Source organism: Nonomuraea sp. NPDC048892 (genome assembly GCF_040649735.1).
Lineage (GTDB): Bacteria > Actinomycetota > Actinomycetes > Streptosporangiales > Streptosporangiaceae > Nonomuraea > Nonomuraea maheshkhaliensis.
Window position 1 is genome coordinate 269,606 of record NZ_JBEZFZ010000001.1, and the last position, 20,754, is coordinate 290,359.

Here is a 20,754-nt window from a genome sequence, read left to right on the forward strand (position 1 = left end):
TCATGAGTTTCGACGATTCGATCGATGCCGGGCCGATCCTCGGCCTCAGCCACCAGTACTTCGCCTACACCACCGCGCTCGCGGCCGTGGAGTTGCGGCTGTTCGACCTGCTGGCCGGCCGCACCCTGAGTGAGGCGGAGATCAGGGCGGAGCTGGGCCTGCACCCCAGGCTGACAGCCGATTTCCTCGACTCGCTGGTGGCCGTCGGCCTGCTCACGCGCGAGACGGGCGACTACGGCAACACCCGGCTGAGCGATCACTACCTGCGCGAGCAGTCCCCCACGAACGTGATCAGGTACGTCAAGGGCGCGCAGTTCCGCTGGCAGAACCTCCTGCAGGCGCTGCGCTCCGGAGAGCCGCTCGTCACGATGAAGCCGGCCGGCGCGACCATGGACAACCTGCGCCAGGGCAAGGACGACTGGCGCAAGTTCTTCGCCTGGGCCGACTACCTGGCCTCCGCGCGCAATGTCGCCCTGGCACGCCAGGTGGACTGGAGCGGAGTCGTCGACTTCGTGGACGCCGGCGGCGGCAACGGCACCGCCGCGGCGCACGTGGTACGGGACAACCCGCACGTCCGCGCCACGGTCTTCGACCTGCCCAACGCCAAGCCCGCCTTCGAGGAGCAGATGGCCAGGCTCGGCACGCAGGGGAAGGTGTCCTTCCAGACGGGCGACCTCTTCGCCGACCCGCTGCCGCGGGCCGACGCCGTCCTGTTCGGCGGGATGCTCATCGACTGGAGCGAGGAGCAGCGGCTGGCTATGCTGCGCTCCGCGTACGAGGCGCTCCGTCCCGGCGGCGTCGTCCTGGCGGCCAACCACATGCTCGACGACGCCCGGTCCTCGAACGTGGCCAGCTTCATGGTCAGCCTGAACATCATGCTCGTGTCCAAGGACGGGCGGGTGCCGCTGATGGAGGACTGCCGCTCCTGGCTGCTTCAGGCGGGTTTCGCCCGCGTCGAGATCCGGCCACTGGCCCAGGGCGAGTCCCTCATCGTGGGACACAAGGACAAGTGAGGTAGTGACCATGGCGTTCGACGACACCCTGGACCGCTCTGCCATCTGGAAACTGGGCATCTCCTTCTTCGGGTACATGTCCCTGCTCACCGCGATGGAGTTGCGGCTGTTCGACCTGCTGGCCGGCCGCACCGCCACGGTGGAGGAGATCAGGGCGCGGCTGGAGCTGCACCCCAGGCTGCTGCCCGACTTCCTGGACGCGCTGGTGGCCGTGGGGCTGCTGCGGCGTGAGGGCGACAGGTACGCCAACTCCCCGCTGGCCGAGGAATACTTCCGGTGCGACGCGCCGACCAGCATCGTCCGCTTCTTCCAGGGCGCGAGACGGCGCTGGGAGGGGCTCCCGGGGGCGTTGAAGACCGGAGAGTCGCAGGTGCTGGTCAGGGGCGGCAGCGACATGTTCGCCTCGGCCCACCGCGGTCAGGAGGTGTGGCGCTCGCTCATGTCCTGGTTCGACTACCTGGGCGCGATGAAGAACCCCGAGCTGGCGCGCGAGTTCGACTGGAGCGGGATCGTCGACTTCGTGGACGCGGGCGGCGGCAGCGGCACCGCGGCGGCGCATGTCGTACGGGAGAATCCGCACGTCCGGGCCACGGTCTTCGACCTGCCTCACGCCGAGCCCGCCTTCGAGGAGCAGCTGGCCAGGCTCGGGATGCGGGAGAAGGTGTCCTTCCACGCGGGCGACTTCTTCACCGACCCGCTGCCGCGGGCCGACGCCATCCTGTTCAGCGCGATTCTGCACGACTGGGACGACGAGCAGCGGGCCGTGCTCCTGCGGCAGGCCTTCGACGCGTTGCGTCCCGGCGGCACCGTCCTGGTGACCAACCACATGATCGATCCCGACCGCCGGGGCAAGGCCTCCAGCCTGCTCGTCAGCCTCAACATGATGCTGATCACGCCCGGCGGCGGTGGCTACACGACGGAGCAGTGCCGATCGTGGCTCACGGCCGCGGGGTTCGTCGACACCGCCGCCCGGCCGCTGGGCGAATTCGAGTCGCTGGTGACCGGTCGCAAGCCAGATGATCGTTGACCCGGTCGGCCGGGTTTCCTAGCGTTCCCGGCAGAAACGTCAACAGTCCGTAACAGAGGATGAACTCCATGGCCGCCATGAGCGCGATTTCTGTCAGGCTGGGTGGCGTGTGCGCCGTCCTCGGCGCGGTCGGCTACCTGGCCGCCGGCGCGTTACACCGAGACCTGCCGAGCGGCGCGGCGAACGCGGTTCCGCACGTCGCCGCGCACCCCGAGTGGCATGCCATCCATCTGCTGGCCATCCTCGCCGTGGCCCTCTGGCCGATCGCCTTCGCCGGCCTGGCCGCCGCGCTCACCGAAGGATGGAGCGGAGTCCTCGCGCGGATCGCCACGGGTGCGGTTCTGGTCGGCTTCGTCATCTACGTCCTCGACACCGCCTTGGACGGGTATGTACTCAAAGTGGTCTCCGACGCGTGGGCCGGTGCCTCCGGCGCCGGGAAGCAGGAGGCCTTCCTGATCGCGTCGGCGGTGTACCGAGTGCTCCAGGCCACCTTCGTCGCCGCCATCATCTGGCTGGTGGGCGTCCCCTTCCTGGTGATGGGCCTGGCGGTGGCCCTGGGCCGGGCCTTCCCGCGCTGGCTCGGCTGGGCCGCCTTCCTGGTGGGGCTGCTCGTCACGGTGGCCGGAATCACGTACTACCTGGGCCTGGACGTCATCCCGCACCTGGCCGGATTCGTCGGCCCGAGCGGCGTCCTGATGATCTGGATGCTCGTCATGGGGATCCTCATGGTGCGGTCGTCCGCGCGGGCGAAGGTGTGAGCGACGATCATTCAGCCGTCCACGCGGGCGTCCTCCTTGACCGGGGGGACCGTCTCTCGTACGCGGAGCGCCGTGGCCATCCACCGGGGCAACCACCACGTGGCCGCGCCCGTCAACGCCACCAGGGCGGGCACGAGGATGGCGCGCAGCACGGTCGCGTCGAGCAGGATGCCCGCGCCCAGCCCGGTAGCCGCGATCTTGAGATCCACCACCGGGATCGTGGAAAGCAGGACGAAGGCCAGGAACAGGATCAGCGCCGCGCTCGTCACCAGGCGCCCCACCTGGCCGAGGCCGGTGAGGACAGCGGTGCGGGTCGAGCCCGTGGCGTCGTACTCCTCCCGCATCCTGGCCAGCAGGAACACCTCGTAGTCCATGGACAGGCCGAACAGGAAGGCGAAGACCACCAGCGGCACCCACAGCGCGATGGCTCCGGTCGCCTCGACTCCCCAGAGGAGTCCGGAGCCGTGCCCCTCCTGCCAGACCAGGGCGAGAATGCCGTAGGAGGCGGCGATGGAGATCATGCCGAGGATGATCGCCTGGCCGGCCAGGATGACGGAGCGGAAGGCGCGGGACAGCACGATGAAGGTGAACACCAGGATGGCGGCGAGCATGTACGGGAAGTCGCGGTAGAGCGCGGAGGCGGAGTCGATCGTCAGCGCGCCACGCCCGCCTATCTGGACGCCGGGGAAGTTCCGGGCGAACGCCGTGACGCGCTCCACCGTGTCCTGTCCTGCGGGAGTGCTGGTCTCGGCTGCCGGCAGCACACTGACCATCGCCGTGCCGCGCTGCCGCCAGGCGGGTGAGTCCGGAGCGACGGCCGCGTGCACGCCCTCCACGGCCGCCAGCCGCTGGGCCACCGTCTCCGGTGCGACACCGGACGGTGCCAGGACCTCGATGGGCGTGAGCACGCCGCGCGGCACGCCGCCGCGTTCGAGTTCGGTCAGCGCCGTGCCGGCGCTGCCCTCGCTCTGCAGCGCCGTGGACACCGGATCGCCCAGCCGCATCGTGGTGGCGGCGACCAGCAGCGGGGAGAGCATGGCCAGTCCCACGAGCAGGGATATCAGGGGCCTGCGGACGACGAACCCCGCCCACCGCCGCCACACCGCGCCCGACGGCACGCCGCGACCCCGGCGTGGCCATTCCAGCACCTTCCCGATCGAGGCGAGCAGCACCGGCACCAACGACAGCGTCACCAGGGTGCTGACCAGGGGGATCAACATGCTGCCGAGCCCGATGCTGCGGATGAACGGCACGGGGAGCACGATCAGGGTGCCCAGGCCGCCCGCGACGGTGAGGCCGCTGAAGACCACGGCCCGTCCCGCGGATTCCATGGCACGGTGGATGGCCTCCTCAGCGGACATTCCCTCGGTGCGCCGTTCCTCCCGCCACCGGTTGACCAGCAGCAGGGAGTAGTCCACCGCCACCCCCAGCCCGATCAGCGCGATCAGGTACTGGATGGTGGCGTTCACGTCGGTGATCTCGGTCAGGCCCAGGGTGAGGAGGAAGGAGACCATGATCGACACTGTCGCGACGACGAGAGGAAGGACGGCAAGCGCCGAGCCGAACACCCAGAGCAGCACGATCAGCGCGCCGGCCCCGGCGATGAGCGTCTCGATGACCACGCTGTCGGTGGTGACTCCCTCGACCTGGTCTTCGAGCTCCTTGATGCCCGTCATCGCGACCTCGCTGCCCGCGGGCAGGGAAGCTCGCAGCGCTTCGGCGACGATGGGGGCGTACTCGATGGGCTCCCCCCACCTCTCCTCGGGAAGCAGGGCCAGCGCGTACGGCAGGCCGCCGTCATCGGGCCGGGGCAGCAGCCGTACTCGCGCCTGCTGGAAGAGGGCCGCGCTCGCCCGCTCCATACCCTCCTTGACAGCCGGTGAGCCACCCCTCTGGCCGGCCGGCAAGTGGATCACCGCCACCAGGGGTTCGGTCGCCCCGCCGTTGCCGTAGAGCTCCTGGATCGCGGTGTTGGCCTTGAACGCCGGTTCGTCGGGGAAGGAGTAGTCGTTGGCCAGCCTGTCGGGGACGATCGAAGCGGCCCAGCCGCCGAACACCGCCGTGACGGTCCAGAACAGGATGACCCAGATCTTGTGCCGCAGCACGAACGCCGACAGCTGTCGCATCACTCACTCCGTGCGGGAAAAGGGAGAGCTTCCGACGCTAGGTCCGGAGGTCGCGCGGGGGCGTCCACCCGTGAGCGGGTTCTCGATCCGGCAAGGGAGCAGGCGGCGTACACCCAGGGGTGTACGGGGTCACAGCCAGCGTGGCCGGACCAGCCCCACCTCGTACGCCTGGATCACCAGCTGGGCGCGATCGCGCGCGTCCAGCTTGGTCATGATGCGGTGCAGATGGGTCTTGACCGTCGCCGGGCTGAGGAAGAGCCGGGCGGCGATCTCGGCGTTGGACAGTCCCTCGGCCACCAGGGCGAGGACGTCGCGCTCGCGATCGGTCAGCGCCGACAGCCCCTCCGTGCCGTCGCCGGCCGGCCGGACGAACTGCTCGATGAGGCGCCGGGTGACGTTCGGGGCGAGCAGGCTCTCTCCGCGCACGGTCGCACGCACCGCCTGGCGCAGGCGGTCCGGCTCGATGTTCTTGACCAGGAAGCCGCTGGCGCCGGCCCGCAGGGCTTCGAACACGTACTGGTCGAACTCGAACGTGGTGAGGATGAGCACGCGGGTGGCGGCCAGCTCCGGGTCCGCCCGGATCCTGCGGGTCGCCTCCAAGCCGTCCGTTCCCGGCATCCGGATGTCCATCAGCACCACGTCGGGCAGGCTGGATCTGACCACGCTGACGGCCTCTTCGCCGTCGGCGGCCGCCGCCACGACCTCCATGTCGGACGAGTTCTCCAGCAAGGCCCGCAGCCCCGCCCTGACCAGGGGCTGGTCGTCGGCCAGCACGATCCGGATCACGAGGACCCCCGCCAGCCCGAATCCTCCTGCGGGGCGGGTAACCAGGCACGCACCTCGAAGCCTCCTCCCTCGCGGGGGCCGGCCTCGGCCCAGCCGTCCACGGTGCTCGCGCGCTCTTTCATGCTGACCAGGCCGTAACCCGTACCGCCCGTCGGTCCCCTGCCGTCGTCGCTCACCCGTACCGCCAGTCCCCGTTCGTCATAGGCGAGATCGACCTCCGCCGTCCTGGCCGCCGCGTGGCGCAGGGTGTTGGTGAGCGACTCCTGGATGATCCGGTAGGCCGTCAGATCCACCATCGGCGGCAGCGGCCTGGCCGTGCCCCGCACAGTCCGCCGCACCTCCAGCCCGGCTTCGGCGGCCGACGTGATCAGGCGTTCGACCTGGGCCAGGCCGGGCATCGGCTCCGACTCGCAGGCGCCCGCGCGCAGCACTCCGATCGCCGCCTGCATCTCGTTCATGGCCTCCTTGCTCGCGACCCGGATGACGTCCAGGGCCGTGCGCGCCGCGTCCGGGCACGCGGCGCAGTCTCGCAGGGCCTCCTTGGCGACGCTCGACTGAATCACGATGACCGAGATCGTGTGGGAGGCGATGTCGTGGATCTCGCGCGCGATGCGCATCCGCTCCTCGTCCGTACGCCTGCGCGCCTCCTCCTCCCGGAGCCGCTCAGCCTCCTTCATCTGGTTCTCCACCATGACCAGTTGCTCCCTGCGCATCCTGGTCAGCTCGGCGAGCACCACCACCCCGCCGACGACGACGGCCCAGACGAGCAGGGTGCCGGCCGCGTAGTCCGAATCGTAGACGCCCAGCGGCAACCCCATGGCGGGGTAGAGGACCAGGAACGCCGCGGCGACCAGGCCGACGGGCCGCAGCCGGCTTCCGGGCTCCGCGATCACGCTGTAGGTGGCGATCAGGGCCGGGACCACGGCCGACCCGTACGGGAAGGCCAGAGCGTGGTAGAGCACCAGCGCCGAGAGGGTGACCAGCAGGGTGACCACCGGCCGGCGCCGCCTCAGGGGCAGGATCAGGCACGCCCCCGCCAGCAGCGCGCAGGCCGTCCAGTCCACGGTCCTGCCGTCCTGGTTGAGGCCGGCGATGACGGAGCCGAGGATGGTCATGACGGCCATGCCGATGACGAGCACCGTCTCCGCCAGGAACTCCCTGCGCAGCATCACCACGCCTTGAGCGTAAACCAGGCCACTCCATACGCCTTCGAGTCCGGCTTGAAGGCGGCTTGACATCATCACAGCTCCGGTACGGCTTCCTAAGGAGCGGGTGATGGCTCACCGAACCCTGATCGTCGCGCGGATGAACCCGGAACAGGCGGACGAGGTGGCCGCCGCCTTCGCCGCCTCGGACGCCAGTGAGCTCCCGCACATGATCGGCGTCTCCCGGCGCACGCTCTTCCGTTTCCACGGCCTGTACATGCATCTGGTGGAGGCCGATCAGGACATCACCGCCTCGCTGTACAGTGCCCGCGGCCATTCCCTCTACCGCGACATCAACCAGGCCCTCACCAAGTACATCAGTCCTTTCGACCCGAACTGGAAGGAGCCGAAGGACGCCATGGCGGAGCCGTTCTACACCTGGTCCGCGCCCGGTGGCGGAGCCTGCGGCTGCGGAGGGCAGGCGGCATGTTCCGGGTGATCCTCCGGTTCGCCGTCAAGGAGGGCACGGAGGCCGGGTTCGAGCGGGCCTGGGAAGACATCGCCGCAAGGGTCTCGGCGAGCTCCGCCAACCTCGATCAGTGGCTGCTCAGAGGCGACGAGGCGGAGCCGGTGTACTACGTGGTCACCGACTGGCGGGACGAGGCCGCTTTCCGGCGGTTCGAGCACAGCGCCGAGCACGTGGACAACCGGCGCGTGCTGGACCGGTTCCGGGCCGGCTCGACGATGACGACCATGCGCCTGGTCACCCACCTGCGGGGCAAGGGGGCCGCGGAGTGATCGACGGCGCGCTCACCCTGCTGACCCCGGGCCCCGCAGGCACCTCCAAGCGGGTGCGCGACGCCCTGCTGCGGGGCGATCTGTGCCATCGTGAGCCGGAGTTCGCCGAACTGCTGGAGCGGATCCGGGTGGCGCTGCCCCGCTGCCTGCACCTCGGCGGCACGCACGAGACGGTGCTCGTGACGGGCTCGGGCACCGCGGCCATGGAGATGGCGCTCATCGGCTCGGTCCGCCGGGGCCGCGCGGCGCTCGTCGTCAACAACGGCGTCTACGGCGAGCGGCTGGCGCAGATCGCCCGGGTCCACGGAATCACCTGCCACGAGGTCAGGAACGCGTGGACGAGACCGGTGGATCCCGGGGCGGTGCGGGCGGCCCTGGCCGAGCACGACGACATCGACGCCGTGGCGTGCGTGCACCATGAGACCACGACCGGTCTGATCAACCCGATCGAGGAGATCGGCGCCGCGACGGCGTCCGCCGGACAGGCGCTCTTCGTGGTCGACGCCATCAGCGGCACCGCCATCGAGGAGCCTGACCTGGCGCGGGTGTCCGCCGACGTGATCTGCGGCACCGCCAACAAGGGCCTGCACGGCGTGCCCGGGGTGTCGTTCGTCCTGCTCGGTGCCAGAGCCGTGGAACGCGTCGGTGAGGTGCCGTCCAGGTCCCTGTACCTCGACGCCGCCACGCACCTGGCGAGCCAGCGTCGTGGCGAGGTCGCCTTCACCCCCGCGGTGCAGGCGTGCTACGCCCTGGACGCGGCGATCGCCGAGTACGAGGAGGCCGGCGGCTTCGCGGCCCGCACGCGGCTGTACCGGGAGCGCGCGGCGCTGGTCCGCGGCCAGTTCGATCGGCTCGGCCTGCCGATCCTGGTCGGTGAGCCGTTCAGGTCCAACTCCGTGACGATGCTGCGGCTGCCCGGCGGAGTGCTTTACCGGGCTCTGCACGACGAGCTCAAGAGACGGGGCTACGTGGTGTACGCCGGTCAAGGCCACCTGTCCGGCGAGTACTTCCGCATCTGCACGATGGGCGAGATCCCCTGGCACCGGCTCGAAGAGCTGGAGCGGAGTCTCGCCGACGCCCTCGCCGCCGTCACCAGGTGACGGGCAGCTCCGCCAGGCCGCGGATGAGCTGCCCGTCCTGTACGGGCAGCCGCTCCACGGGCACGGCGGGGCCGAGCCGGGGGAGCTTGCGCAGCGTCACGGCCAGGGCGAGCTCCAGTTCGCTCCGCGCCAGCCGCGCGCCGAGACAGTAGTGGAAGCCCAGGCCGAACGTCAGGTGCGGATTCTCCGCGCGCGTCACGTCGAACCTGTGGGCGTCCGGGAACACGCCGGGATCACGGTTGGCCGCCGAGATGGCGGGCAGCACGGCCTCTCCCGCCCGGATCCGCACGCCGCCGAGCTCGACATCCTCGGTGGCGATCCGCAGCAGCCCACCCCCCGTGGTCAGGGCGTTGTAGCGCAGGAGCTCGTCGACCGCGGAGTCCAGCAGCTCCGGGCACTTGACGAGCAGGTCGAGCTGGTCGGGATGGCGGAACAGGCACAGGAACGACAGGGCGATCTCGCTGGCCGTGCTGAGGAATCCGCCGGCGAGCACGGTCGTGCCCATCATCACCAGCTCCTCCTCGCTGAGCCTGCCTCCGGAATCGCGGGCCGCGATCAGCTCGCTGAGCAGGTCGTCGGCCGGCTCGTCGCGCTTGGCGGCCACCAGCGAGGCCAGATAGTCCTTCAACTCCGCCCTGGCGGCGGCCACCTGAGGCGGTGGGAACCGGGTCAGGCTGAGCATGATGCCGACCCAGCCGGAGATCCTGCTCCTGTCCCGGGCGGGAACGCCCAGGAGCTCGCAGATCACGGCGATGGGCAGGGGGCCGGCCAGCCGCGACACCAGATCGGCGGGCGGCCCCTCCTCGACCATGGCGTCGACCAGGTCCTCCACCTTGCGCTCGATCACCGGCTGGAGGGCCGCCACGCGGCGGTTGCCGAAGGCGGGGTTCACCAGCCTGCGCAACCTGGTGTGATCGGGGGGATCCATGCTGACCAGCGACGACGGATCCGACGGGATCGGCTGCAGCCTCGGCGCGTCGGGCCTGGTGGTCAACGCCCGGCTGAAACGCGCGTCGCTCAGGACGATCCTGTTGGCCTCATACCCGGTCACCAGCCAGGCCTCGTCACCCGTGGGCAGGCGTACCCGAGTGACCGGCTGCCTGGCCCTGAGCAGGTCGAACTCCGGAGCCGGCTCACCCGGAAGCTCGGACGTGAAGGGGAACGCGTACGTGCTCATGCGGCACTCCTACCGGTGAGGAGGGCTCCATCCTCGCCACGGCCGGTCGCGTCGCCTTCGAGGAACGTTGGAGACCTTCGAGCAACGTCTGGAAGGACGTCGCGTACCCGCTCAAACCCCGCAGGACGAAACGCCCGGCGGCACCAGCGGGACACCAACGCGATACGAGTCCCCGCTGGCACCGTCGTCAGGACGGAGAGCCACGGGGTGATGATGGACCTGTTGCTGTTGTCTCGACTGCAGTTCGCCGCCACGGCGTCGATCCACTTCCTGTTCGTGGCCCTTTCTCTGGGTCTCGTGGTGTTCGTGGCGACCATGCAGACGATGCACGTGATCACCGGCAAGGACGTCTACTCCCGGATGACGCGCTTCTGGGGCACGCTGTACGTGATCAACTACGCGGTCGGCATCATCACGGGCCTGGTGATGGAGTTCCAGATCGGGCTGAACTGGAGCGGGCTGGCCAGGCTCACCGGCGATGTCTTCGGCGTCCCGCTGGCGCTGGAGACGTTGATCGGTTTCGTGGCCGAGGCGACGTTCCTCGGCATGTGGATCTTCGGCTGGAACCGGCTGCCCGCTCCGGTGCACCTGTGCCTCATCTGGCTGGTCGCCGCGGCAAGCTACGTCACCGCCTTCTGGATCATGGTGGCGAACTCGTTCCTGCAGCACCCGGTCGGCTACGAGCTGCGGGAAGGGCAGGCGCGCCTGACGGATTTCGGCGCGCTGCTGACCAACCCCGCCCTGACCGACGCCTTCCTGCATCTGATCTCCGCCGCGCTGCTGACGGGTGCCCTGTTCGTCGCGGGGATCAGCTCCTGGCAGCTGCTCCGGCGTACCGCCGACGCCGATGTCTTCCGGCGGTCGCTGCGCTGGGGGCTGCTCGCCGCTCCGCTCGGCGGGTTCTCCGCCATCCACTGGGGCTTCGTCCAGGAGAACGTCGTCGAGCGGTACCAGCCGGTGAAGCTGGCCGCCATGTCGGGGACGCTCGACGGAGCGGGGCTCGCGCCGCCGTCCTGGATCATCGTCCCGTTCGAGATCATGAAGGACGTCGCCTATGTCGTGTCGTGGGGGACGTTCCTCTTCCTCCTCCTCACCATCGGCGGCCGGATCCTCCGGATGCGCTTCCCGCTCTACGTGCTGATCGGGATGCTGCCGCTGCCTTTCCTGGCGGTGTCGATGGGCTGGCTGGTGCGTGAGGTGGGCCGCCAGCCCTGGGTGGTGTGGGGTGTGCTGAGAACCGACCAGGCGGTGTCCGACCTCGAACCCGTCGCGGTGGCCGTGTCGTCGGCCGGCTTCGTCACGGTGCTCGTCTCGCTGGCCGTCATGGACTACTGGTTGCTCGCGAAGTTCGCCCGGCGCGGAGTGAGCGCCGCGACCTTCGGGGCGGCGGCCGTCGGGGACGAGGTCCTGCCGCTCCGCTACTGATGGCGAGGAAACCCATGGACCTTCTCTGGACCGTCCTGCTGATGCTGTTCCTGAACCTGTACGCGGTGACGGACGGGTTCGCCATCGGCGTGGGCATGCTGCTGCACCGCGTGGGGAGGACGGGCGAGCAGCGGCGCACCCTGCTCACCACGATCGGCCCCTTCTTCCTCGGCAACGAGGTCTGGCTGGTCGTGGCCGGCGGCGTGCTGGCCGGGGCGTTCCCCCGCGCCGAAGCCCGGCTGGCGGAGTGGCTCTATCCGGTGGTGGTGGCGGGCCTGCTGATCTGGGCGGTGCGGGACGCGTCGGTCTGGTTCCGCAGCAGGCTTCCGTCCGCGCGCTGGCGGGTCGGCTGGGATCGCGTCCTGAACGTGGCCAGCCTCGCCTTCGCCGCCTTCTGGGGAGCGGCCGTGGGTGCGGCGCTGCACGGGATGGGGCCTTTTGTGCTGATGTGGGCCGTGGTGGCGGTCGTGCTGCTCGCCGCGCATGGTGCCGTGTTCGCGGCCCTGAGATCACCGGCCGAGCTCGCCGAGGCCGCGAAGACCCTGGCGTCCGGCTTGCTGGGGCCGGCGGCGCTCCTCCTGGCGCTCGTCCCGCTCACCGGATTCCTGATCAGCGGCCTCCCCGGCGAGAGCCTCCCGCTCACCGTCCCTGTCGCGGTCGGCGGAGCCGGCGCTGCGGCCTTGTGGACAGCTCGGACGGCTGTCCGCGCGGAATCCTTCGGCCGTGCGGTGGCGCTGACGTCGGCTGCGATCACCAGCGTCACCGTGCTCGTCGGCGTGCGGCTCGGACCGGAGCTCATCCAGGCCGCGGCGGGAGCGGAGACTCTGCGGGTGCTCGGCGGGTTCGCGCTGATCCTGCTGCCCCTGCTGGCGGGCGCGCAGGTGTGGATGTGGCGGACGTTCCGGCGACGCGTGGATGCGAGGACTGCCCTCTTCTTCTGATGCGTCCCTAGCGCGGGCCTGCGATCCGCCGCCCGCTCCCGTCTGTCGCCTGTCCGATTCAACGCCACTTCGCACGAGGAGTGCTTCTACAGGTGATCGCGGTCGGCGTTCGCCCGGCACTTCTCGTAGTTCGTGTGACGGATGGTGCGGAAGTTGTCGACCGACATCCATCCGTACGTCCTCGTCCCCTTCACCCGGCCGAAGACCCAGATCGCGCCGGTTGTGACCAGCATTCCTACTGCCTTGGCCGCGAATCGCATGGCGCCTCCTTTGTCCTGTTGCCCAACTGGCTATCCATATCGTGCGCGGGGCGGTGTTAAGAATCCGTTGAGAGGGCGGGGAGCTGCCGATTCGGCGCAGTCGACTTGAGGCGCGGGCCGATTTAGGAGCGGCAGGATAAGGCTGCGCACATCCAGGCCGCTAGCATGATGGATACCAAAAGCCGTAATTCAAAGGACGTTACCTCGTGCTTGAGATGTCCGATGCTGTGGACCTGCAGGTGGTTGTCGAGGGTGCGGAGGCCGAGACCCACGCGCTGGGGTTGTTCAACTGGCTCGGTTCCGAGGACGAACTGCGCGGACGGGTACGGCCTCAACGGCGGGCGCCGGAGCCGGGAGAGATGGGCTCGGCGGTGGAGTTGCTGACGGTGGCGGTGGGCTCCGGTGGCGCGGTGGTGGTGCTGATCCAGTCGGTGTGCACCTGGCTCACCTCCCGCGGCGCCGATGTCAAGATCACCGTCACCGCTGCCGACGGGCGGCGGGTCGAGGTGGATGTCCGTCGTGCCGCGGACCCGGCGGCGGTGCTGCGGGAGGTGGCGGAGCAGTTCCCGGCGGCTGTCGAGCGGCATGGTGAGTCGTAAGCCGTTTCCGGATGGCAGGGGCAGCCGGGCGGTGCTCATCGGGGCGGGTACCTTCCACGACCCGGAGTTGCCTGACATCCCCGCCGTGCGCACGAATCTCGAAGACCTGCGTAAGGTGCTGACGCATCCCGTCCATGGCCTCCTCGAAGCCGATCATTGTCAGACATTGGCCGATCCGGCGGATCAGGCCGCTGTCGGCGTGGCCCTGACCGCCGCCGTCCGCGAGGCGGAGGATCTGCTGCTGGTCTATTACTGCGGGCACGGGGTTCTCGACGACACCGGAGCACTGCATTTTGCTTTGACCGGCACCAACGCCGAACACGTCGGCTTTTCCGCCATTCACGTGGACCTGGTCAAACGCATGGTCGGCAGCGCTCGTGCCAAAGCCCGCGTGCTTCTCCTGGACTGCTGTTTCTCCGGCCAGGCCGTCACCGTCATGAGCAACCGGCGGAGCCTCGCCCTGGGGCAGCTCGATCTGACGGGCACCTATACCCTGACGTCCACGCCTGCCAATTCCCTCTCGCACGCTCCACTCGGTGCCCGGAACACCGCATTCACCGGAGCGTTGCTGAACGCGCTACGCGAACCCGGCCCGCTCACCTTGGATGAGATTCACCGCCACATCGACCGGGAACTGGTCGGCCGCGGCTTCCCCCGTCCGCAACGCCGCTCCGTCGGCAGCGCCGGAAATCTCGCCGTGACGCGGGGGCCGATCAAACCTCCACCTGCTTCCCGTCCGGCCACTTCCCGCTCCGGCAGGAAGCCGCCGAGCGCCGCGGCGAAGACCGGCCGTGCCCTGCTCGCGATGTTGCCGCTCGCCTTGCTCCAGGGCAGCACCTACGCACCCCTGGTGCCGGAACCATTCCTCGATGCCCCGCGCGTGGTGGTGGGAGTCTGGCGAGACGAAGGCAATCGCACCAACGGACCAGAGTCCAGCTACAACCACGACGTCATCACAGAATTGCTTCGACTTGCCGGCTTCAAGGGAGAAATAACCTTCAGGGAGGTTGCGCGAGAAGACGCGATAAGAACGGTGGCGAGGAAAGACGTCAACATCGCCGGCACGCTGGGCATCACCCCGTCCAGAGAAAGAGAAGTCGATTTCGTCGGTCCGCTCGCATCCTCGCGACTGGGCGTATTAGTACCTCGCGGCAATAAAGGCATCGAAAAAATTGGCGACCTCTCCTGGAAGCGTGTATGCGCGATAGCCGGATCGACAACGGTCGACTCTATGATGAAGGCCGAAAGAAGGGCACAGATCTCCGTGGCAGCGAGTCTTGATGACTGTCTCGCCAGCCTATGGTCGGGCAAGGTGGACGCGATCGTCGGAGACCGGTTGACACTCGCCGGCATGCAGTTGGCGATGCAAGACCGAACTAAACTTGTCCCGGGTATCAGGTTCGGCCATCTCGAATCCACGGGATTCGCGATAGCCAAGGGTAATAATGATACTTGCGAACGCCTCCGAGTCGCCTTGCAAAAATACGTCAGCAGCCAGGACTGGCGGGAACGCTTCAGCGAACGCCTGCCTTTGACGAAGGATATACTCGAAGCGCTTCCCACTTCTGAAGAGATCGACGAAATGTCTTGCCGAGCAGGCGCGGCAGGCTGAGTGGCCTGCGATGACGTGAGTTCTGCGCCAGGCCCGGCTCACCGGCCGGCCGCCTGGATGTCAGGGGAGCCGGGCGACGACGAAGTCGTCGAAATAGGTGCGGGTCTCGGCGACGCTCTCGACGAAGAGCCCGAAGCGGGGCGGGCCGACGGCCTTGCTCGCCTCGGTGTCGGCCAGCCGGATGACGAGCTGGTCGTCGGCCCACAACGCCAGATCGACCCGGCCGTCACCGCGTACGCACTCGGCGCGGAGCAGCGCGTTCCCCCTGGCGACGCCCTCCGGCAACGGGATGTCGCCGGTCATGTTCCGCGGGACGCCGCCGACGACCTTGGCGATCTTCCCGTGCCCGTCGCCGCGGATCTCCATGACGTACAGGATGTCGTTGGCGACCTGGTCGTCCTTGGAGTACTCGCAGTAGACCCCGTTCCAGGTCTCCGCGCCGGCGTCCGAGAAGTTCATCTTCACCGACGCCAGCGCGTGGTCGGGGAGTCCCTTCTTCGCCGGCGCCGGGCTCCAGCGGTGCCCTGCGCCGCGCTTCAGCCTGATCGTGTAGCGGCCGTCGCCCGTGTAGCCCTGACCGGTGTCCACCCCGGTGCCCTCGTTGTTCCAGCCCGAAGTGTCGGTGGCGAACGTCTCGCGGTACACCATCTCGCCGCGGGGAGGCGTCTCCGGCGCCGAGTTCACCACCCACACCATCACGGCCGCGGCGACCAGCGCGCTCACGACCAGGGCCGCCCCCGCTCCGATCAGCACGTCCCGCAGCCTGCGCCGTCTGGTCTCCTCCGGTAAACGGTGCCGCGCCGACCGGCCTCGGCTCCGGCTCTCCCGGCCCTCCTTCTTACGCAGCGGGCTCAGGTCGAGCCGTACGCTGCTGGCGACCTGGGCGGAGTCGACATCCGGCCGCTGCACCAGCGCGCCCAGCAGTTCCTGCGCGGTGGGACGGCGCGCAGGGTCCTTGCTCAGCGCCGCCGCGACGATCGGCCGCAGGCCGGGGTCGAGGCGCCGCAGATCGGGTTCGTCATGGACGACCCGGTACATCGCGTGCGGCAGGTTGGTGGAGGCGAACGGCGAGGCGCCCACGGTGGCCGCGACGACCACGCAGCCCCAGGCGAAGATGTCCCCCGGCGGGCCCACCTGTTCCCCTTGGACCTGCTCCGGCGCCATGTAGTCGGGGGTGCCGAAGACCATGTCGGTGGCGGTCTGCCGGTCACCGGCGTCCAGGGCGCGGGCGATGCCGAAGTCGATCACGCGCGGGCCGAGCGGCGACAGCAGCACGTTCGCGGGCTTGAGGTCGCGGTGCACCAACCCGGCGTCGTGAATGGCGGTGAGCGCGGTCGCCACGCCCACCGCGAGCGCCTCCACGTTCGAGCCTTCCAGCGGCCCGTTCTCGCGCAGCACACGACCCAGATCGGGCCCGGCGACGTATTCGGTGACGACCCAGAGCGGCTCGGCGTCTAACTGCGCGTCGAGCACGGGCGCGGTGCAGAACCGCCGCACCCGGCGCGCCGCCGACACCTCGCGCCGGAACCGCGCGCGGAACTCGGGGTCGACGGCGAGCAGGCGGTTGATCACCTTGATCGCCACCGGCCCCGCCGGCCCCTCGGCAAGGTAGACCGTGCCCATGCCGCCCTGCCCCAGCCTGCTGGCGATCCGGTACGGACCGATCTGCACGGGATCGGACGTTTCCAGGGCGAGAGGGGGATGCAGTCCATTGGACGTCACAATGGCCGATCCTAAGATGACTTATGCCGCAAAGTACCCACAACATGAAAGTGCTTGATAAGGTTCCACGTTTGACTTGATCCAAGATCTTCCCGGGCCGTCGTCTCGGGCACCGGATCACCCATGAAGAGTTCGTCCTGAGGGGCGGGCTCTTTCTTGTTGAGCGCGGCACCCGGGCCTCCCGTACTCAATGCGCGGCGAAGCCTTGCGCGGCGCGAGTACTCGTGTTTGAGTAGTCATATGCGAGCAACTCGTCTCTTCATCCTCGGCGCCCTGGCGGACGGCGGTCCCATGCACGGGCACAAGATCCGGGCCGCCGCCCAGATGGATCGGGTCGAGCTGTGGGCGGACGTCAAACCCGGATCGTTGTACGGGGCGCTGCGCCGGATGGCGGACGAGGGCGTCGTCGAGGTGGTTCGCACGGAGCAGGAGGGCAACCTGCCCGCCCGCACGGTGTACGGCATCACCGGCAAGGGCCGTACCGAGCTCGTCTCGCTGATCAGGTCGGTCCTCGCCGACACCAGGCTCCGGCCGGACGCGATCCAGTTGGTGCTCCTGCACAGCGGCGAGATCGGCCAGGACGAGCTGCGCACGGCCGTTGAGCGGCGGCGCGACTCCTTCGCCACACAGCTCGGCTTCTGGCGCAATCTGCGCGGCGAGGCCGAGCCGCATCTGAGCAGGCTGGAGGCCGTCGCCTTCGACTACACGCTGATGCGGCTGGAGACGGAGCTGGCCTGGCACGAGCGCTTGCTCGCCGAACTCACGCCCCAGGAGTGACCGCCCGGATCCGCCCTATAAGCCCGAATCCGCCTCCACCAGCGCGGGTGCGTCCCCATCGGAACATCGGAACATCGGAAGGAGAGTTTGCATGTCCGCTCGGCTCAAGCACGTCGCCGTGATCGGCGGCGGGATCGGCGGGCTCTGCCTCGCTCAAGGACTACGGCGAGCCGGCATCCCCGTCACCGTGTACGAACGCGACCGATCGGCCGACTCACGGCTCCAGGGCTTCCGGCTGAACATCGAACCCACCGGAAGCACCGCCTTGCGCGCCTGCCTGCCGCCCGCCCTGTGGGAGGTGCTGGTGGCCACCTCGGGCGACCCCGGCCCCGGGATCAGCTTCCGCGATGAACGCATGCGGCCGCTCGTACGCATCGGCCGGGACGACGGCAGGAAGCCGGATCCGCTGGACCCCACGGCCGGCCGGCATGCCGTCAGCCGCGTCACCCTGCGCAAGATCCTGCTGGCCGGCTTGGACGACGTCGTCCGCTTCGGCAAGGAGTGCACCGGTTTCGTCCGGGCGGACGACGGGACGGTGACAGCGGCGTTCGCCGACGGGACCACCGCGACCGCGGACGTGCTCGTCGCGGCCGACGGCGCCGGCTCCCGCGTGTGGGGACAGCTCCGCCCCGAGGCCGGCCGCACCACGCTGCCGGCGACGGCCGTGGCCGGCAAGCTCTTCCTCACCGAGGAGAACCGCCGCTGGCTGCCGGAGCCGTTGCTCGCCGGCATGAACGCGTTCTGGCCCCGCCAGGACTTCCTGTTCACCGCGGTCTTCCGCAGGCGCGAGAACCCGGCGGCGATCAACGCCAGGCTCGGCGACCGCCTACGCGCGCTCGGGCTGGAGCCGGAGCGCCTGCTGGAGGACTCCCACGACGACGACTACATCCTGTGGGCCTTCATCGCCCACCGCGACGCGCTGCCGGGCTTCACGGCGAAGGACCAGGTCGATCCGGTCGCGGTCGCGGTACGGGAGATGCTGGCCCGGCGGACCACCGGATGGCACCCCGACCTGCGCCGGCTGCTCGCCGACTCGACCCCGGACACCCTCTACCAGACCGAGTTCAGAGCCGCCCAGCCGCTCCGGCCGGCGGAGACGGGCAACGTCACCGGGCTCGGGGACGCCGTCCACCAGATGCCGCCGGTCGGTGGGCTCGGCGGCAACACCGCCCTGCGTGACGCCCACCGGCTCCGCACCGCCCTCATCGCCGCCGATCGTGGCGAGCAGCCGTTGTCGCGGGCGTTGCACGACTACGAGACGGACATGCTGCACCACGGTTTCGACACCGTGCGCGAGGTCGTGCGCAACACCGACGCCGCGATCGACCGCAACCCGCTGCGACGGACGGCCATCCGATGGTTCTTCCGCACCTGCGGAGCCGTCCCGCCCCTCGGCCGGGCGGTGTTCGGCGAGGGCTGACCTGGAGCTCGACACCTGGCTGCGTCCGGAGGGCCTGGGCTCGTCGGTACGGAACGGGATAGTTCAGGCGTCCGACGGGTCGGCGCGGTCGGCTGGGAGAAGATCGAGAGACCGGGCCCTCCGCAGTGCCATCACCCGGTCGTGCACGCCGAGCTTGCGGTAGAGGTTCTCCTTGTGCTTGTTCACCGTCGCCTCCTTGATGTTGAGGCGGCGGCCGATGGCGTAGGCGGTCAGCCCTTCGCTCAGGAGCTTCAGGACCGCCATCTCGCGCAGGGTGATCCTGAACTCGGCCGGGTCAGCAAGCGCGGGCAGGCTGAAGAGCACCTTCTCGTGCGCTTCAACCGTGTCAAGGAGTGAGCGCGCGAGACCGGCGTACTCGAGATCCCGGCCGCTGTAGCCAGTGCCGTCGCGGCTCATGATGACGCCGCGGATCTGACCGGGCAGGGAATTCAAGGGCAGGGCGATCTGGCGATCGATGCCGATCGCTTCTCTGCCGGCGCGGTAGGCTTCGCTCCCCCACCAGTCGCCGCCGGCGACGTCGTCCATGGTCAGAGGCGTCCGGTCACCCGTCCGTGCGTAGTGGCGGAGCAGCGGGTGCGCACGCATGTGGGAGCGGATCAGGGCGTCCAGCGGTGCTTGGTGCAGCCAGTCGGGCGATCCGGTCAGCGCGTGCCCGGTGCCCGCCGCCCAGTCCAGGTCGATGAGCACCGCCAGATCTCCCGGCAGATCCTTTGTCAGCCGCTCCATCAGCAGAGGCCATACGCGTACGGGCGCTCTCGTCGTGAGGATGTCCATTGCCAGGTCGTGGATACGTCTCGCATCCGCCTTGAACAAAGACGCCATGAGCGCATTGTGCATGAACGGCTACCAGCTGACACAGCAAATGGGAAGTACGCACTTCTTCGTATTCATCGGCACGGCCGACCGGCGGGACAGTGTGGGTGACATGCACGAGAGGAGCCCGCATGAAGCGAAGAACTGCCCGTCTCGGATCACGTCTGGCGGGGGCCGCACTGCTCGTCGCCACCACGCTGACGGCGGTGACGGAGGCGCCCGCCCACGCCGGCACCCTCGACGCGATGCGCCGTTGCGCTGAGGGCCAGGTCGCGAACCACGACATCCCGCACCTGCTCGTCTGGGGCAACGGCGGCGGCGGCGTTCCCGTCGGCCGCAACCCGAACAACATCATCGAGCCGGGCGACGTGTTCCAGATCATCCCGGACATGAACTCGCGAGTGGATCCCGATGACTGGGAGGGCGGTAGCGTCGGCCCCGCCGGCAACGGGCAGGTCGCGCCGCAGGGATGGCCCTTCCCCGGGCTGGCCCAGTACTCCGCGGTGCTGCGCTTCAACAACAACCCCGCAGGCTGGACGAGCGACGCGCGGCAGGCGACTGCGTTCAACAGGTGCACAGTCTTCCGTGACAACGCCCCAGCCAGATTCTCGTTCGGCGTGAACGACCCCGGGCCGGGCGACAACGACGGCGCCTGGACCTTCCGCGTACTGATCTGGAAGGCGTCCGCCCCGGCCACCGGCCCCATGGACCGGTGCAGCCGGAACCTGCCGGCGACCGGACCACGCGACCGGGCCGACACCTCCATGGGAGTCGCCGGGAACGGCAGTTTCGGCAGTTTCCCCTCGGGAGCCACACCGGGCAACGTCCTGCGGCAAGGGGACGTCCTGCGCCTCGAACCCGATTACGCCAGCAGAGCCCGCATGGACTACTTCTTCGCCGACCACGGTCCCAACGGCACCAACAGGCCGGCTGTCACCTCCGGCTGGCCGTACCAGGACCTGTTCGAGTTGTCGCCCATCCTGCGCTTCAACAACAATCCAGCCGGCTGGGTGGGAGATCCCGTGCAGGCGACGGCCCTCGGAGGATGCATGCTGTGGGCTGATGCCCAGCCCGTCCGGCTGCTGTTCGGCGTAAACGACCCCGATCTGTCCGACAACTCCGGACAGTGGCGCTTCCGTCTCCGGATCTACGGCCGCGACTAGAGCACGTCTTAAACGTTGGAGCGGCCGGTCGTTGACGGCAACGACGTGGGAGAAGGTCTCGAAGGGTGACG

General features: G+C 69.2%; 20 protein-coding genes. 13 read left to right on the forward strand and 7 right to left on the reverse strand.

What is annotated here, in order from left to right; genetic code table 11:
• Positions 1-2 precede the first annotated feature (2 nt).
• The 3 genes from AB0C28_RS01305 to AB0C28_RS01315 all read left to right on the forward strand — a co-directional run bounded on the left by AB0C28_RS01305 (position 3) and on the right by AB0C28_RS01315 (position 2,798).
• Complete coding sequence (locus AB0C28_RS01305) at positions 3-1,013, forward strand: methyltransferase (RefSeq protein WP_358072618.1); 1,011 nt, start codon at positions 3-5, stop codon at positions 1,011-1,013.
• Between the two features lie 10 nt (positions 1,014-1,023).
• Positions 1,024-2,040, forward strand: a complete 1,017-nt coding sequence (locus AB0C28_RS01310; RefSeq protein WP_358072620.1) for a methyltransferase — start codon at positions 1,024-1,026, stop codon at positions 2,038-2,040.
• Between the two features lie 77 nt (positions 2,041-2,117).
• Positions 2,118-2,798 (forward strand): hypothetical protein, encoded by a 681-nt coding sequence (locus tag AB0C28_RS01315; protein ID WP_358072622.1) that lies wholly within the window; start codon positions 2,118-2,120, stop codon positions 2,796-2,798.
• Positions 2,799-2,809: 11 nt separating this feature from the next.
• On the opposite strand, the gene AB0C28_RS01320 is transcribed toward AB0C28_RS01315, so the two are convergent.
• From AB0C28_RS01320 to AB0C28_RS01330, 3 genes are all read right to left on the reverse strand, one after another.
• The gene (locus tag AB0C28_RS01320) at positions 2,810-4,924 is read right to left on the reverse strand and encodes an MMPL family transporter (RefSeq protein ID WP_358072624.1); all 2,115 of its coding nucleotides are present in this window, start codon (positions 4,922-4,924) and stop codon (positions 2,810-2,812) included.
• Between the two features lie 129 nt (positions 4,925-5,053).
• Positions 5,054-5,710 (reverse strand): response regulator transcription factor, encoded by a 657-nt coding sequence (locus AB0C28_RS01325; RefSeq protein ID WP_358072626.1) that lies wholly within the window; start codon positions 5,708-5,710, stop codon positions 5,054-5,056.
• Complete coding sequence (locus AB0C28_RS01330) at positions 5,707-6,879, reverse strand: histidine kinase (RefSeq protein ID WP_357840693.1); 1,173 nt, start codon at positions 6,877-6,879, stop codon at positions 5,707-5,709. The genes AB0C28_RS01325 and AB0C28_RS01330 overlap by 4 nt, the downstream gene beginning before the upstream one ends.
• A 106-nt stretch (positions 6,880-6,985) precedes the next feature.
• On the opposite strand from AB0C28_RS01330, the gene AB0C28_RS01335 reads away from it, so the two are divergent.
• From AB0C28_RS01335 to AB0C28_RS01345, 3 genes are read left to right on the forward strand one after another with little or no spacing between them, the layout of a single operon-like run.
• A complete protein-coding gene (locus AB0C28_RS01335) occupies positions 6,986-7,354 on the forward strand; it encodes a TcmI family type II polyketide cyclase (RefSeq protein WP_357840202.1) in 369 nt (122 codons plus the stop codon).
• Positions 7,342-7,653: an antibiotic biosynthesis monooxygenase family protein gene (locus AB0C28_RS01340; RefSeq protein ID WP_357840200.1), complete on the forward strand. Its 312-nt coding sequence runs from the start codon at positions 7,342-7,344 to the stop codon at positions 7,651-7,653. The genes AB0C28_RS01335 and AB0C28_RS01340 overlap by 13 nt, the downstream gene beginning before the upstream one ends.
• The gene (locus tag AB0C28_RS01345; RefSeq protein ID WP_358072628.1) at positions 7,650-8,753 is read left to right on the forward strand and encodes an aminotransferase class V-fold PLP-dependent enzyme; all 1,104 of its coding nucleotides are present in this window, start codon (positions 7,650-7,652) and stop codon (positions 8,751-8,753) included. The genes AB0C28_RS01340 and AB0C28_RS01345 overlap by 4 nt, the downstream gene beginning before the upstream one ends.
• Here the strand turns inward: AB0C28_RS01345 and AB0C28_RS01350 are convergent.
• On the reverse strand, positions 8,743-9,930 hold the full coding sequence (locus AB0C28_RS01350) for a cytochrome P450 (protein ID WP_358072630.1): 1,188 nt from the start codon (positions 9,928-9,930) through the stop codon (positions 8,743-8,745). The genes AB0C28_RS01345 and AB0C28_RS01350 overlap by 11 nt on opposite strands.
• Before the next feature lie 213 nt (positions 9,931-10,143).
• Between AB0C28_RS01350 and AB0C28_RS01355 the strand changes: the two genes are divergently transcribed.
• Together AB0C28_RS01355 and AB0C28_RS01360 are read left to right on the forward strand one after the other, a co-directional pair.
• Positions 10,144-11,355 carry a cytochrome ubiquinol oxidase subunit I gene (locus AB0C28_RS01355; protein ID WP_357840690.1) on the forward strand — a complete coding sequence of 404 codons (1,212 nt, stop codon included), beginning with the start codon at positions 10,144-10,146 and terminating at the stop codon, positions 11,353-11,355.
• Between the two features lie 14 nt (positions 11,356-11,369).
• Positions 11,370-12,296 carry a cytochrome d ubiquinol oxidase subunit II gene (locus AB0C28_RS01360; protein ID WP_358072632.1) on the forward strand — a complete coding sequence of 309 codons (927 nt, stop codon included), beginning with the start codon at positions 11,370-11,372 and terminating at the stop codon, positions 12,294-12,296.
• Between the two features lie 86 nt (positions 12,297-12,382).
• On the opposite strand, the gene AB0C28_RS01365 is transcribed toward AB0C28_RS01360, so the two are convergent.
• Positions 12,383-12,556: a hypothetical protein gene (locus tag AB0C28_RS01365; protein ID WP_357840188.1), complete on the reverse strand. Its 174-nt coding sequence runs from the start codon at positions 12,554-12,556 to the stop codon at positions 12,383-12,385.
• A gap of 215 nt (positions 12,557-12,771) precedes the next feature.
• Here AB0C28_RS01365 and AB0C28_RS01370 point away from each other — a divergent pair, with 215 nt between their 5' ends.
• Positions 12,772-13,155 carry a hypothetical protein gene (locus AB0C28_RS01370; protein WP_357840687.1) on the forward strand — a complete coding sequence of 128 codons (384 nt, stop codon included), beginning with the start codon at positions 12,772-12,774 and terminating at the stop codon, positions 13,153-13,155.
• A gap of 31 nt (positions 13,156-13,186) precedes the next feature.
• Positions 13,187-14,767: a transporter substrate-binding domain-containing protein gene (locus tag AB0C28_RS01375; RefSeq protein ID WP_358072634.1), complete on the forward strand. Its 1,581-nt coding sequence runs from the start codon at positions 13,187-13,189 to the stop codon at positions 14,765-14,767.
• A 60-nt stretch (positions 14,768-14,827) separates the two neighbouring features.
• On the opposite strand, the gene AB0C28_RS01380 is transcribed toward AB0C28_RS01375, so the two are convergent.
• The gene (locus AB0C28_RS01380) at positions 14,828-16,489 is read right to left on the reverse strand and encodes a serine/threonine-protein kinase (RefSeq protein ID WP_358072636.1); all 1,662 of its coding nucleotides are present in this window, start codon (positions 16,487-16,489) and stop codon (positions 14,828-14,830) included.
• Between the two features lie 240 nt (positions 16,490-16,729).
• Between AB0C28_RS01380 and AB0C28_RS01385 the strand changes: the two genes are divergently transcribed.
• Positions 16,730-17,266, forward strand: a complete 537-nt coding sequence (locus AB0C28_RS01385; protein ID WP_357840181.1) for a PadR family transcriptional regulator — start codon at positions 16,730-16,732, stop codon at positions 17,264-17,266.
• 91 nt (positions 17,267-17,357) lie between these two features.
• Complete coding sequence (locus AB0C28_RS01390) at positions 17,358-18,686, forward strand: FAD-dependent monooxygenase (RefSeq protein ID WP_358072638.1); 1,329 nt, start codon at positions 17,358-17,360, stop codon at positions 18,684-18,686.
• Positions 18,687-18,749: 63 nt separating this feature from the next.
• On the opposite strand, the gene AB0C28_RS01395 is transcribed toward AB0C28_RS01390, so the two are convergent.
• Entirely contained in the window at positions 18,750-19,529 is a 780-nt protein-coding gene (locus tag AB0C28_RS01395; RefSeq protein WP_358072640.1) for a LuxR C-terminal-related transcriptional regulator, read from the reverse strand.
• A 122-nt stretch (positions 19,530-19,651) separates the two neighbouring features.
• On the opposite strand from AB0C28_RS01395, the gene AB0C28_RS01400 reads away from it, so the two are divergent.
• The gene (locus AB0C28_RS01400) at positions 19,652-20,683 is read left to right on the forward strand and encodes a hypothetical protein (protein WP_357840173.1); all 1,032 of its coding nucleotides are present in this window, start codon (positions 19,652-19,654) and stop codon (positions 20,681-20,683) included.
• The last annotated feature ends 71 nt before the right edge of the window (positions 20,684-20,754 follow it).